This window comes from Paenarthrobacter sp. UW852 (assembly GCF_024608385.1).
Taxonomy (GTDB): Bacteria; Actinomycetota; Actinomycetes; order Actinomycetales; family Micrococcaceae; genus Arthrobacter.
The window spans coordinates 76301-89082 of record NZ_JAMSGY010000006.1; the positions used below are offsets into that span (position 1 = coordinate 76301).

Below are 12782 nucleotides of genomic sequence, written 5' to 3' on the forward strand. Positions count from 1 at the left end.
CGCTTTGGCTACAAGGGCCGCGAGCCATTCGGTGGTCCGGATCGGGTTATCCACAACCACCAATATTTGACTGGGTAGCGCCCGATCGCTCCACCTAGACTGGCCGACACATCGCCACAAAAGCTTCTGGGGAGCCTGTCATGCCATGCCGTCCGCTTGCCGCAATATCGCCTTCCCGAGTCCGTGTGGCGGCGGTGGTTTGGTGCGCGGTTTGGCTGTTGACGGGCTGCTCCACGCAGGTCGGCCCACCTTCCCCCACAAGCACGACGACGGCGACACCCGCCTCGAGCGCGCCGGTTCCCGCTCCGTCTTCTACCGGTCCGGGCGCCTACAAGCCGGCCGACGCGAACGGCAAGGCCCAAAACGTACCCGTCCCCGTGATGCCGGAACTGGCGAAGGAGAACTCGAAGGCTGGGTTGGAGGCGTTTATTGGGTACTACTACGCACAATTGTCATACGTGGACGAAACGGGCGATATGTCCGCTTGGCTTCCTCTCAACTCTCCGAACTGCAGACTCTGCGCACAACTGCAGAAGTCTGGCGAAGACGCCTACATCAACGGCAGGTGGATAGCTGGCGGCAGGATCACAATTCCTGTCATCCACGTGCAATGGTCAACTGAGGATGTCCCCGCGGCAACAGTTCAGGTAATCCAAGAGCGGATCGATTACTACAACGCCGACAGAAGCGTCGGCCGCGCGAGGTCGGAAGCGTCCAACGACGCATTCGCGTTCTATGCAAAGCACATCGAAGGTGCTTGGACAGTGGTGGACCTTGGTGTCATCGCATAGAACCGCATTCCGGGTCACTAAGGCCGGGCTTTGGATCTTTGGTTTGATAATTGCGTGCTGCCTTCTGGCGGCACCATCTGCAGCAGCCGATGATGCCTGGGCTGCAAACAATGGTGGCGATCAGGCTATCGATATCGGCGCGAGGTTCACTACCGATCCCGCAACAGGGCAGCTCAGGCCAAGCTTGGGAGGATCAAGAACTTCGCCTACCTCCGAGGATCCGAACCAATACATGGCCGACACTCACTGCCGCGCCGACGGACCTGACACGAAGGACCCGGGCTGCGACGCCCTGACCTGCCCACCCAAGACCCCCGGAGCCGAAGAAGGTACCCCGGTCATCTGGAAAGAGGCCCCTAAAGCCATCACCAACCCAGGATGGACCGACTGGCTCCCTGTCAGCGGACCAACCTGCCTCTACGACACCAAACCCGAAAACGTCCTGGCCAACATCGCCGCCCGGATCCTCAACGACTTCCGCCAACTACCCATCAACCCAGGAACCCTCCAATCCCAACCCTCCCCCAACACCCTCAAAGGCGGACCCACCAACTTCTACACCACACCCAAACAACAAACCTTCGACCTCACCATCCTCGGCCAACACATCCACCTCACCGCAACACCAACCAACTACACCTACAACTACGGCGACGGCACCACCCTCGGCCCCACACCCCAAGCCGGATACCCCATCCCCCAAACCCAATGGCTCACCACCAACACCCGCAACAGCCACACCTACACCCAAACCGGGAACTACCCCACCACACTCACCACCACCTACACCGGAACCTACTCCGTCAACAACGGCCCACCCCTACCCATCAACGGAACCCTCACCCTCACCACACCACCCACAACCATCCACGTCTGGAAAACAGAAAAAGCCCTCGTCGCCGACACCTGCGACCAAAACCCCACATCATGGGGCTGCCCCCAAGCAAAGTAACAACACAGGATCGTCGGTCAGAGCGGACCGTTCGCGAAAATGGAGGCGCGGGTTCAGCGCAGAAGAAGTTTTGATTCGGGTACCGGAGTTCGCCGGTTGGAGAGAAGAATTCTCTGGTTAAAGAAGAAAAGCACCAGTTCCGAAGAACTGATGCTTCCCAGTGGTGGCTCCGACCGGCGTCGATCCGGTGACCTTTCGATTTTCAGTCGAACGCTCTACCAACTGAGCTACAGAGCCTAGGTGACATGTCACCTTGAGAACCGAATTTCTTCGGCGCTCAGAGCGACCCTGACGGGACTTGAACCCGCGACCTCCGCCGTGACAGGGCGGCGCGCTAACCAACTGCGCTACAGGGCCTTGCGTTTGCAGTATCTCTACCGCGTTTTTTTCAAGGCTTCTAGCTTACCAGACTTTTTTCATCCGATTTACCACTTGCCTTGCGTACCCCCAACGGGATTCGAACCCGTGCCGCCGCCGTGAAAGGGCGGTGTCCTAGGCCGCTAGACGATGGGGGCCTGAACTCAATTCGGATTTTGCAAGGAAAAACAACGCTTTACGCGTTCTTTCCGTGTCTCGCTCGTCCGAACTGGACTCTAAAACTTTAGAGCATAGATAGCGATATTCCCAAATCGAGCTCTGCAGGCCCCAGGGGCCCTCGCTGGAAGTGCCCCCAAAGATTGGCAGGATCTTGTCCTGACGCGTCCGAAAACCGCCAGCCGCCCAGGGGCCTCCACGGCTACATTGGCTTTATGACAACCACCACCCCGGCCGAACCCGGCCAGCCTTCCCCGGACCTGCCCAAGCGCACCACCCCCGCGCCGGCTGCGGCCATCAGTAAACTCGGCGTCGTCGCCGTCATTGTCACCGTGGTCCTTTGGGCTTCAGCTTTTGTTGGCATACGCGCCGTCGGCCCCAGCTTCTCCCCCGGTTCCTTGACGCTCGGACGTTTGGCCGTTGCCGCCGTCGTGCTTGGAATTGTGGTGCTGCCTACCCTGAAGGTCTGGCCGAGCGGACGCGAGTGGCTGCCGATCCTCGCATACGGGGTGATGTGGTTCGGAGGCTACAACGTGGCGCTGAACGCCGCGGAGCACATGCTCGACGCCGGAACCAGCGCCATGCTGATCAACGTTTCGCCCATCCTGATCGCTATCCTCGCAGGCATCTTCCTCAAAGAAGGCTTTCCGAGGTGGCTGCTGATCGGCAGCGGCGTGGCGTTCTGCGGGGTGGCGATGATCGCGTTGGGTTCCGGACAGCGTTCGACGGCGGACGTGGCCGGCGTGCTGTTGTGCTTGCTTGCCGCCGTGCTCGCCTCGGTGAGCGCGATCCTGCAGAAGCCGGTGCTGCGGAAATTTTCGGCCGGCCAGGCGACGTGGTTTGGCATCATGGTGGGCGCTGTGTGCTGCCTGCCCTGGACCGGGCAACTGATCTCGGAGGTGCAGGCGGCACCACTCCCCGCCACCTTGGGCCTCGTCTACCTGGGTATCTTCCCTACTGCCATCGCCTTCACCACCTGGGCGTACGCGCTATCCCTGATCTCGGCTGGAAAGCTCGCCGCCACAACGTACCTGGTCCCAGGTACCACCATCCTGATTTCGTGGGCCATCCTCCAGGAAGTGCCCACCATCTGGGGACTCATTGGCGGCGTGGTGTGCTTGATCGGCGTCGGACTGACCCGGCGCAGAGGCCGCTAGCGGGCCATCCCGGCCAAAAGCTCACGGTGTGTTGGCGGATTGGCCCCCGGGCGGCCCACCGTGATGGACGCTGCCATGGACGCGATGCTGCCGATCCGTTCCAGCACCGTCGGTGCCATGCCGTCGCTCCCCCGCAGCAAAAGGCCCATGATCAGCGCCGACATGTAGGAATCTCCGGCCCCAATGGTGTCGGCCACGCTCGATGGAATCGCGGGAACACTGAGCTGTATGTGCCGGGTTGCCATCAACGAACCCTGCGCGCCCCGGGTGATGACTGCCAAGCCTGTGCCCAGCCCAAGAAGGTGACTCGCGGTTTCCTCCAGGGTTTTGTTGGGGTAGAGCCAGCGGGCGTCCGAGCCGCTCATCCGGACAACGCTGGTCAACGGCACGATCTCTTCGAACAGGGACAGAGCCTCCCGGTGGGTTCCCAGGAGATCGGGGCGGATGTTGGGATCGTACGTGACCATGCAGCCTCCGCGCGCCTGCTCCAACAAACTCCGGACAACTCCCGCACCCGGCTCCAGGAACGTGGCGATGGAACCGGTGTGCAGGATCCGCGGAGCATACGGGAGGGCGACGGGAGCCAGCGCCCAATCAATATCGAACGTGTATGTTGCCGAGCCGTCGGCAGCGATCCGCGCGGTCGCCGTCGCCGTCTCCTGCAGCGATTTGGACCCAGGCAACAGCACGACGCCGGCACTCTGCAGGTGCGCTGCAATAGCATCGCCCCTTTCGTCGCGGCCGATCGCGGTCAACAAGCCTGCTTTGACGTCCAGGCGGCCCAGGCCGTAGGCGACATTTGCCGGCGAGCCGCCGGGGTATTCGGCCACGCCGTCGGCGGACTGCACGATGTCGATCAATGCCTCACCCACCACGACGACGTCGAGTGGTTCGGGCGCGAGGGAAGAGGTGGCAGTCATGCGGTTCCTGAGTCTATGGAAGAAGGATTGAATTCAGTATCCCGCATGATGACCGGGCCCAATGCTGTCTCCGCGGACTAACGTCGAACCATGCCCGCGAACCTTCCTCCCGGCCTGCCCATCGTTCCGGACGGCGACCTTCCTTCGTCCAAGCTGACGGCGCGCAGTCCCGTGCGCAGCCCCGCTGAGGGCGGCACCGTGGACGCCATCCCCGCCGGCACCCCCTTCGAGATGTCGCCGGAGGACTTCGAAGAGGCCGTCAGCGACGCACTTCAACTCATCCCGCCCAAAGCCGCGAGCGCCATGGATAACGTGGCGATCTTTATCGAAGACGAATACACGCCCCAACCCGGCGAAGATCCGGAGACCGTGCTGCTGGGGCTTTACGAGGGCGTCCCGCTGACAGAACGCGACTCCTGGTGGGAGGCAGGCTCCCTGCCGGATGGGATCACTATCTTCCGCCAGCCCATCCTGGACATCTGCACTACACGCGAGGAAGTAATCGACGAAGTGGCGATCACGGTAGTCCACGAGATCGCACATCACTTCGGAATAGATGACGACCGCCTTCATGAGCTCGGCTGGGGATAGCCTTGTAGGCATGGGGCACGACCACAACCACTCCCACGGAGTCACAGCAACCGGCAAGCATCGGAAACGGCTCATTGCCGTCCTGGCCATCACGCTCGGTGTGGTGGGCATCCAGGTGATCGGCGCCGTCGTCTCCGGCTCGCTGGCACTGCTGGCCGACGCCGGACACATGCTTTCCGACGCCGCAGGCGTCTTCATCGCACTTATGGCAGCGTGGATTGCCACCCGCCCGGCCAGCGACCAACGGACCTACGGGTACCAGCGTGCTGAAGTACTTGCCGCGCTGGCCAACGCCCTGATCCTCATTGTCATCGCCGTGGTGATCATGCTTGAGGCCATCCGGCGGTTCGGCGAAACCACCGAGATCCACACGGATGTCATGCTGTGGGCAGCCATTGTGGGTGCCGTTGCCAACCTTGTTTCGCTCCTCATCCTGCAAGGCGCCCAAAAGGAAAGCCTGAACGTCCGCGGGGCCTACCTTGAGGTCCTCGGCGACCTTCTCGGATCCATCGCCGTGATCGTCGCGGCCATCGTGATCATGACCACGGGGTTCGCGGCGGCGGACCCCATTGCCTCCATGCTGATCGCATTGATGATCATTCCGCGGGCATGGAACCTGCTCCGTGATGTGGTGGACGTGTTGCTGGAGGCAACTCCCAAGGGCGTGGATGTGAACATGATCCGTGAGCACATCATTGCCGTGGACGGCGTGGTGGAAGCCCACGATATCCACATCTGGACCATCACCTCCGGGGTCCCGGTGTTCTCAGCCCACGTGGTTGTGGAGGACGAGGTCCTCAACGCCAGGGGCGCGGACCTCATCCTGGATCAGTTGGGATCGTGCCTGGGCCGGCACTTCGATACCGAGCACTGCACGTTCCAGTTGGAGCCCGTGAGCCACTCAGAGCACGAGTCACACCAGCACGCCTAAACCCCTCCGCCGGTGACGTCCTTCACGGTCACCGTCCCGGCAGCACCGTCGACCGTTAGCTGCTGGCCCGAGGCGATCCTGGCAGTGGCATCAGGAACACCCACAACTGCCGGGATGCCGTACTCGCGGGCTACCACTGCGCCATGGGAGTTTGGCCCGCCCATCTCCATGACGAGCCCTCCGGCAGTAAGGAACAGAGGAGTCCAGCCGGGGTCGGTGGAAGGGGCCACGAGGATTTCGCCGGGCTCGAGGTGTGCGCCTACGGGGTCCATGATGACCCTGGCCCGCGCCGTCACCAGGCCAGCCGACGCCGGGCTGCCGGACAGAGTGCCCGGCCCCGCCTGAAGCCCCCGTGGCGCGGTAGCTTCGGGCTCGGTACCGTCGGACAACAGCAGCCTGGGGATATGCCTCCGCCGCAACTCCAGCTCGTATGCCGCACGCCGCTCCGCCACAACCCCACGAAGGTCTCCCCCGGCAAGCGCAACCTCGGCGTCATCGAGGTCAAGGAAAAAGATGTCCTCAGCGTCTTCGATCCGTTGGGACGCCGCCAGGCCATTCCCGACCAGGAGCAACTGCTCCCGTGCCGCTGCCAGCCCCAGGACCAGGTTGTACTTGGGCAGCTCCCGAAGCCCCGCGAACCTCCTTGTCCGGTCCAGCGCGGTACGCACGACGGCTGCGTGCAGCGGGCTCTTTGCCCTGGCACGAGCCACCAGGCGCGCGACCTGGTCATCCGCCTCCCTGGCGGCTTTGTCGAACTGCTGGTCCGGAGTGTCCGCTCCGGGTTCAAGGCGCAGGTAATTGGCCACGACTCCAAGGACATGGGTTGGATCGTCCGCCCATCGCGGCATGCCGAGGTCGATTTCAGCCACTGCCCGGTGCCCGTATTCCAGAAGGAAGGCCTTCATCCCGGACTGGGCGACGGGCGGAAGTGTGGCGTCGCGGTAGTGGAGCGCCAACTCCCCTGCCGTGCGGCCCACCATGAAAGACGTGGCATCGGGGTCTTGCCGGATGTCCGAGGCAAGGTGCCATAGGGCCAGGTCCATCTGCGTGGTCACGTTGTCGGCGAGGCCGCGGATGACGGTTTGAAGTTCGCTGTACGGAGCTTGTGCCCCCAGGAGACGGCGCACCAGGGCGAGCATGGCGAAGCCGAGCACTGGAAGTGGCAACACGGTGGGCACCGTGGGAAATACCCGTTCGCCCAGGATTCTTTGGACATACGCAATCCGTTGATGGGGAGTGGCGTTCTCGGGGACGGAAAAGGAACGGCGGAGTTCCGCAGAGAGCCGGTCCACACGTTTCATGGCTGAAGCCGGAGCGAACAACCCGCGGAGAAATGACTCCGGGACACGGTACTTGGCGGCCACTGGTCCTACGTGCCGGATCAGCTTCAGGGGTGTTTTGATGGTCACTGAGAATCGCGGGTCCTCGAAAAGCTCCCGCATCAGCATTGCGGAGCGGGCTTCCATGACATCGAACACCCGGGGAACAATGGCGCGGCCAATCCGGCTCCGCAGCACCGCCGTGAGATCGAAGAAGATGCGCTGCCCGGCTTCGTAATATGCCGGTGGGCCCGAGCGTGGATCCGGCACATCGAAGGACGCCGTTGTCGCGACGCAAGAGGCCACTAGGCGGATGCCCGCCAAGCCCATAGGCGTTAATGGCCGGGTAAGACCCTGGGCAAGGCTGAAATTCAAGAACGCGTGCTCTCCTGGGAGCGGAGGATTCCGGGTCATCTGCGGATACAGCGTGGTGATGGGCCGGGATTGGGTCAGCCAGAGCTTGCCCGCGCCGTCGATGGCCCATTCTGTGTCCTGGGGTGCCCCGTAGTGCTGCTCTACCCGGCGGGCCAACCCGGCGAGGTCCAGGATCTGCCGATCATCCAGGCAGGCTTTCAGTGCGGACCCACCGGACTGCTCCGACGCGGCCCGTTCTATCCGTTCCGTGCCACCACCGGGCAGCGGCCGGATCTCCACGAGCCTGTCACCCAGGCTTCGTTTTACGATGGTCCGGCTGTTGATGTCCACCACATACTGGTCCGGGTTCACCGCCCCTGACACAACGGCCTCTCCCAAACCGGGGGATGCGTCTATCACAGCCTCGTGGCGCTTCCCAGTGACCGGATTGGCTGTAAACATGACACCTGCCGTAGCGGAAGCAACCATCTCCTGAATGACCACCGCGAGGGCCACAGATGAATGGTCAACCCCGTTGGTGGTCCGGTAGCTGACGGCGCGGTCTGTCCAGAGGGACGCCCAACAGCGGCCTACGGCATCCAGGACCGCCTCTGCACCCACGACGTTGAGGAAGGTGTCCTGCTGACCGGCAAAGCTGGCGCCGGGCAGGTCCTCCGCAGTTGCAGACGACCTGACGGCCACGGGCACCTCCTCGCCGAGCTCCCGGTATGCCGCGAGGACCGCCTCCGCGACTTCGCCTGGGATACCGGCGTCGAGCACCACTGACCGGGCGCGGGCAGCCAGACTGTTCAACGTGCCAGTATCCGTGGACCCAGCCTCAGAGAGTTCGCGAAGGACTGTATCCAAGCCAGCAGCAGCGAGTGCCCGCCGGTACGCGTGGGTGGTGAGGCAAAACCCGGGCGGGAAAGGCAGTCCCGCGCTAACCAGTTCACCGAGGTTGGCGGCCTTCCCCCCAACCTCTGAAAGCATGCTTCCCCGTATTGTGGCGATGTCCACGATGAAACCCTGGGCGGCCTTGCGAGGGCCAGCCGGGTGGCCCTCCGGCTGGTTCAGTGGCTGCTGGCTGTCCATCGCTGGGGATCGCTGCCGCTAAGCTGCGCCGAGCATTGGCCCGAAATTGGGCCGATCGGCAAGCCGCGGATCTTCCCGGTCCGGAACTACCAGCACCGGCCCCTTCGCGTGATGGAGGACTCCATCAGACGTGGACCCAAGGAGCATCCCGGCGAATCCGCCGCGGCCACGGGTGCCGAGGACCACGAGCTCAACGGCGCGGCTTGTTTCGACCAGGACATCCACCGGAGCGCCGTCCCGGAGCTCTGTCTCTATGGTCAGTCGCGGGAAATGGCTCTGAAGCCACGCCAAGCCGGCATCCAACTGCACTTTGATGTCGGCGAAGAGGGCATCGCGATCAAGTGGGGCCGGTACCCACGCGAGGGAACCACTGTATTGGGGAACAGCGCAGATCACACGGAGCTTGGCGCCCATGCGCTGTGCCTGCTCCGCAGCCTCGAGAACAGCTACGCGGGCCTGCTCGGAGCCGTCCACGCCTACTGCCACAACATTCTCGACGGTACGGGGGCCGGCCTTGGCGTGCTCGGCTTTGATGTGTTTGTCCTCGGTGCTCTCCCCAAGGCGGTCCGCGCAGTACAGCGGTACGGTCACCGTGGGGCACTTGGCATGGGCGGGCAAAGCACTGCTCACCGACCCCAGGAGGCGCCCAACGAATCCGCCGCGGCCCCGGCTCCCGAAGACCAGAAGCGCTGCTTCAGCCGAGAGGTCGAGGAGGACACCTGCGGCATCACCGTTTTCGACCGAAGCATCCACGTCGATCGAATAGGCAGAAACCTTGTCCATGGCTTGCTTGACGATTGCATCGGCGCCTTCGCGGATGACGGAGTCGTCCACGGTGGCGTAGCCTCCGTCCAGACCAGATGCGGCAAAAATGGGGACCGAGTAGGCCGTGACGATATGCAAGGGGAGCTGGCGACGCTCTGCTTCACGCGCTGCCCAGACCAAGGCGCACTGGCCGTGCTCGGATCCGTCCACTCCAACGACGATGCCGCCGGGAGCAACCGCCGATTCCTCGCCATCGCGTGGCACTTCATTGTGTCCTTCGTGCTGGTCCATGGGGCCCGCCTCTCCACCTACTGCTTGATGTTCCGGCTATTCTGCCAGAGGTTCTCCGCACTGGATTCCCTGACTCTTCAAATGTCAATGGCCGGGGTAGGAGAAACTTGGAATCTCTCCTTCCAATGCCCACTATTCTCGGTCGGAAGTGCCGAATCAAGGCGACTTCGGGCTATGTGCATAACGGTCCGGGCTCAGTTCAAACCACACGGGATCGGCCTGCTGGCGGACACGAAAAACACGACGCCGGGAAGGCTACCCATGGCCGAAAAAGTTCGGTAGTGTTCGAGTCACCGAATAGCCGGGCAGCGTGTCTCATGACACACCCCGGCCGTTAATTTGCGGCCGCTTGGGGAACTCGGACGCGATCCCACGCGATGCCGCAGGGCACACACGTCAAGGAGGAACCAAGCAGTGTCACTCACGCCTGATTCCGGCACGGAACGAACCACCACAGTGGTCATCGGCGCCGGCCTCTCCGGTCTGGCTGTTGCCAGCGAGCTTAGCCGCTACGGGGTGGGCTCCATCGTCGTTGACGGGTTCGGGTCGCTGTCAGCCACCGGGCCTTCGACCCACACTGGAATGCTCCAGCGCTGCGACATCGCCGATCCCGCCATGCAGGAACGCAGCGAGATTCTCCGCCACCTGCGCAACTACGCCGCCAACCATCAATTGGACGTTCGCAGCACCACCCGCGCCGTTCGCCTGGATTTCCTGGGCTCCGACCCGTCGCAGCAGATAGGGCACGGCCCCACCGGAAGCACCGCATCGGCCACCCTCCGGGGCAGGATCGTTTTCGGCCCCCTCGAATCCACTCCCCGTCAGTGGGCGGTCCACACCGCCCAAGGTGTCCTGCTGGCCGACCACGTCGTGGTGACGCGCTGCGCCCAGAGCCAGCTGCGCCGGATGCTGGCAGAACTTGGAATTGCCGTCGGCCAGAATTTCGCCGCGGCAATGCGTGCCGTGGGGATGCACCTTGTAGGCGTCGGAGAACTCATTACCCCGACTCCCAAAGAAGTCCTTCGGCAGGCCAAAGCTGTGGGGCAGGCAATTTCCGCCAGGGTGGCCCTACCGGCAGGCAACGGCATGGCCGGAAGCGGCGTAGCCATCGCCTAGGACGGCCGCTTCACCGCCACTGGAACTTTTGCGCACATTTCTTAACGCCAAAGGCCGGCACCCTCGAAGAATGAATCTTCGAAGATGCCGGCCTTTGAACTGAAGCGTGAGGCTTATGCGCCTGCGCGTACGTACGTGATGGGACCAGTTGCGGTCAACCAGCTGATCGGGTGGATACCCGTCTGGTTGCCGTTGATGCCACCGCTGATGGCCTGGCCGTTGCCGATGTAGATTGCAACGTGGCCGGACTGGACGATCATGTCGCCGGGCTGGGGGCTGCTGACGACCTTGCCGTAGTTCATGAACTGCATGGGCGCGAGGTCACCAACGGGGATACCTGCGGAGCCGAGGGCCCGCTCCACCATGGCGGTGCAGTCCTGCATGATGCCGATCTGGGCGTAAGCCGAGGCGACCATGGCGGCGTTGACTCCACCGACGGCCGGTGCAGCGGCTGCAGGAGCAGCGGCGGCCGGAGCGGCTGCAACTGACGCGGCAGCCTTTGCTACAGGAGCGGCTGGTGCAGTTGCTGCCACTGCTGCTTTCTTGGCAACAGGTGCCTCGACGACGGGAGCCGGCTTCTCGATGACCGGAGCTGCTACGGAAGCAACAGCAGGGCGCTCGAAGTTGACGGTAGCCGTAGCTGCGGCGGTTACAACCTTGGTGGGAGCCTCGGAAACGGTCTCGGCGACCGTGGCGGGGCTGGAGTCACGCTGAACCGGGGTCTCGGCTGCGTGGGCAGCGATGGAGCCGGTCAGGACAAGGCCCGAAGCCGCTGCGATAACAGCTGCTTGGCGGCCAGCGCCGGAAGCGTTGCTGGCGACTGCCTTGGAGATGGAGATGAACGGATTAGGACGTACGCTGTCCGCCTTACGACGGCCGCGAAGAATGCTTGAAGACATGAAAAAGCCTCTCCCGATGCCTGCGAGGTTAGCTGTCGGATTCGGATGGGAGTCACCCGGCCACTATCCCCCGCTGTTCAGCGGAAGCATCGTGACTTCACCCCAAGGCACGCTCGAAAGCGACCTAAATTGGGTTCCCCGTCTCTGCCGTAAGGTTTGTCTGCGAACGGATTCCGGACTGCGGCAGAGCTAGGCAATCAGGCCGGAAGTGCCCGCTACGTGGAACAGGCACAGCTACTACGGTACGCGATGATCTCGCCGAAGTCACATTTAAGTAACGAGAACCGGGATTTTGGCGTGTCGCAGTGACCAATCCGAGATATTCGCAGCTACGTAGAAAAGCCTGTTATTCCGCGGAATCTCCCGCATTTGAGTCGCTGGAGGCGGCGAGTTTCTTCCGGGCGGTAACGGCGAGATAGATCACAAGGCCCACAGCAACCACGGCCAGTCCCACGATGCTCCACGGGAAAGGTTGGGACGCGTCAGCGGCCGGGGTGCTGGTGGCAGTACCGGGCGCTGCAGTTCCTGCCGTCGGAACCGTATTTGAAGGTGCCGACGACGAAGGCGAGGCACCCGCGGCGCCGCTCGTCGCCGTCGTGCTTCCAGCAGCGGCCTTGAACGTGAAGGTGCCCTCGATGGGGTGCGAGTCGGAGCTGACGACCCTCCAGACCACGGTGTATTCGCCGGCCGGCGCGCCTTCTCGGATCTTCTGGACCGCCTGGTTGTCGATGATTTCGACGGGCCCATCCGCCCAGTTTTCGCCACCCGCAGTGACTGTAACGCCCGATCCGATGGCCAGCGGCCTGTTGTTGAACGTGATGGAGACCGACGCCGGGACAGCTGCCACGCTGGATCCGTTGGCCGGCGCTGTGGATTCGGCGACGTCGTGCGCGGAGGCCGGGCCCGCGGAAAACAGCAAAGCGGATGCGAAGGCCAGGGCGGCAACGACGGCGGCCAGAAGCGGGCGGATGGTGCGCATGGGGCGGTTTCTCCTAGTGTTGGCTTCCTTACAGACTAGGCGAATCGTCAGGAGGCCCATATCCGACGGCATAGGATTTGAGGGCACACTC

General features: G+C 63.2%; 11 protein-coding genes, 3 tRNA genes and 1 riboswitch. Of the genes, 6 read left to right on the forward strand and 8 right to left on the reverse strand.

Features of this window, described 5'->3' with window-relative positions:
• The first annotated feature begins 140 nt into the window (after positions 1–140).
• Positions 141–791 carry a DUF6318 family protein gene (locus NEK97_RS11990; protein ID WP_257370144.1) on the forward strand — a complete coding sequence of 217 codons (651 nt, stop codon included), beginning with the start codon at positions 141–143 and terminating at the stop codon, positions 789–791.
• Between the two features lie 232 nt (positions 792–1023).
• Positions 1024–1743 (forward strand): hypothetical protein, encoded by a 720-nt coding sequence (locus NEK97_RS11995; protein ID WP_257370145.1) that lies wholly within the window; start codon positions 1024–1026, stop codon positions 1741–1743.
• Positions 1744–1904: 161 nt separating this feature from the next.
• On the opposite strand, the gene NEK97_RS12000 is transcribed toward NEK97_RS11995, so the two are convergent.
• The 3 genes from NEK97_RS12000 to NEK97_RS12010 all read right to left on the reverse strand — a co-directional run bounded on the left by NEK97_RS12000 (position 1905) and on the right by NEK97_RS12010 (position 2258).
• Positions 1905–1980: transfer RNA gene (locus NEK97_RS12000), tRNA-Phe, on the reverse strand.
• Positions 1981–2026: 46 nt separating this feature from the next.
• A tRNA-Asp gene (locus NEK97_RS12005) sits at positions 2027–2100 on the reverse strand.
• Positions 2101–2185: 85 nt separating this feature from the next.
• Positions 2186–2258: transfer RNA gene (locus NEK97_RS12010), tRNA-Glu, on the reverse strand.
• Between the two features lie 234 nt (positions 2259–2492).
• On the opposite strand from NEK97_RS12010, the gene NEK97_RS12015 reads away from it, so the two are divergent.
• A complete protein-coding gene (locus NEK97_RS12015) occupies positions 2493–3434 on the forward strand; it encodes a DMT family transporter (protein WP_257370146.1) in 942 nt (313 codons plus the stop codon).
• Here NEK97_RS12015 and NEK97_RS12020 read toward each other — a convergent pair.
• Complete coding sequence (locus NEK97_RS12020) at positions 3431–4354, reverse strand: carbohydrate kinase (protein ID WP_235520162.1); 924 nt, start codon at positions 4352–4354, stop codon at positions 3431–3433. The two genes, NEK97_RS12015 and NEK97_RS12020, sit on opposite strands and share 4 nt — an antisense overlap.
• Positions 4355–4444: 90 nt before the next feature.
• Here NEK97_RS12020 and NEK97_RS12025 point away from each other — a divergent pair, with 90 nt between their 5' ends.
• Both NEK97_RS12025 and NEK97_RS12030 read left to right on the forward strand, forming a co-directional pair.
• Entirely contained in the window at positions 4445–4945 is a 501-nt protein-coding gene (locus tag NEK97_RS12025; RefSeq protein WP_257370147.1) for a metallopeptidase family protein, read from the forward strand.
• Positions 4946–4955: 10 nt separating this feature from the next.
• Entirely contained in the window at positions 4956–5876 is a 921-nt protein-coding gene (locus NEK97_RS12030; RefSeq protein ID WP_257370148.1) for a cation diffusion facilitator family transporter, read from the forward strand.
• Here the strand turns inward: NEK97_RS12030 and NEK97_RS12035 are convergent.
• On the reverse strand, positions 5873–8641 hold the full coding sequence (locus tag NEK97_RS12035; RefSeq protein ID WP_374111529.1) for a PEP/pyruvate-binding domain-containing protein: 2769 nt from the start codon (positions 8639–8641) through the stop codon (positions 5873–5875). The two genes, NEK97_RS12030 and NEK97_RS12035, sit on opposite strands and share 4 nt — an antisense overlap.
• Before the next feature lie 18 nt (positions 8642–8659).
• Positions 8660–9697 carry a universal stress protein gene (locus tag NEK97_RS12040; RefSeq protein ID WP_257370149.1) on the reverse strand — a complete coding sequence of 346 codons (1038 nt, stop codon included), beginning with the start codon at positions 9695–9697 and terminating at the stop codon, positions 8660–8662.
• 414 nt (positions 9698–10111) lie between these two features.
• Here NEK97_RS12040 and NEK97_RS12045 point away from each other — a divergent pair, with 414 nt between their 5' ends.
• On the forward strand, positions 10112–10813 hold the full coding sequence (locus tag NEK97_RS12045; RefSeq protein WP_257370150.1) for an FAD-binding protein: 702 nt from the start codon (positions 10112–10114) through the stop codon (positions 10811–10813).
• A gap of 113 nt (positions 10814–10926) precedes the next feature.
• Here NEK97_RS12045 and NEK97_RS12050 read toward each other — a convergent pair whose 3' ends face one another.
• Entirely contained in the window at positions 10927–11712 is a 786-nt protein-coding gene (locus NEK97_RS12050) for an NlpC/P60 family protein (protein WP_257370151.1), read from the reverse strand.
• A 3-nt stretch (positions 11713–11715) separates the two neighbouring features.
• A riboswitch (cyclic di-AMP (ydaO/yuaA leader) is annotated at positions 11716–11908 on the reverse strand.
• A 150-nt stretch (positions 11909–12058) separates the two neighbouring features.
• Positions 12059–12691 carry a copper resistance CopC family protein gene (locus tag NEK97_RS12055; protein ID WP_257370152.1) on the reverse strand — a complete coding sequence of 211 codons (633 nt, stop codon included), beginning with the start codon at positions 12689–12691 and terminating at the stop codon, positions 12059–12061.
• Positions 12692–12782 lie beyond the last annotated feature (91 nt).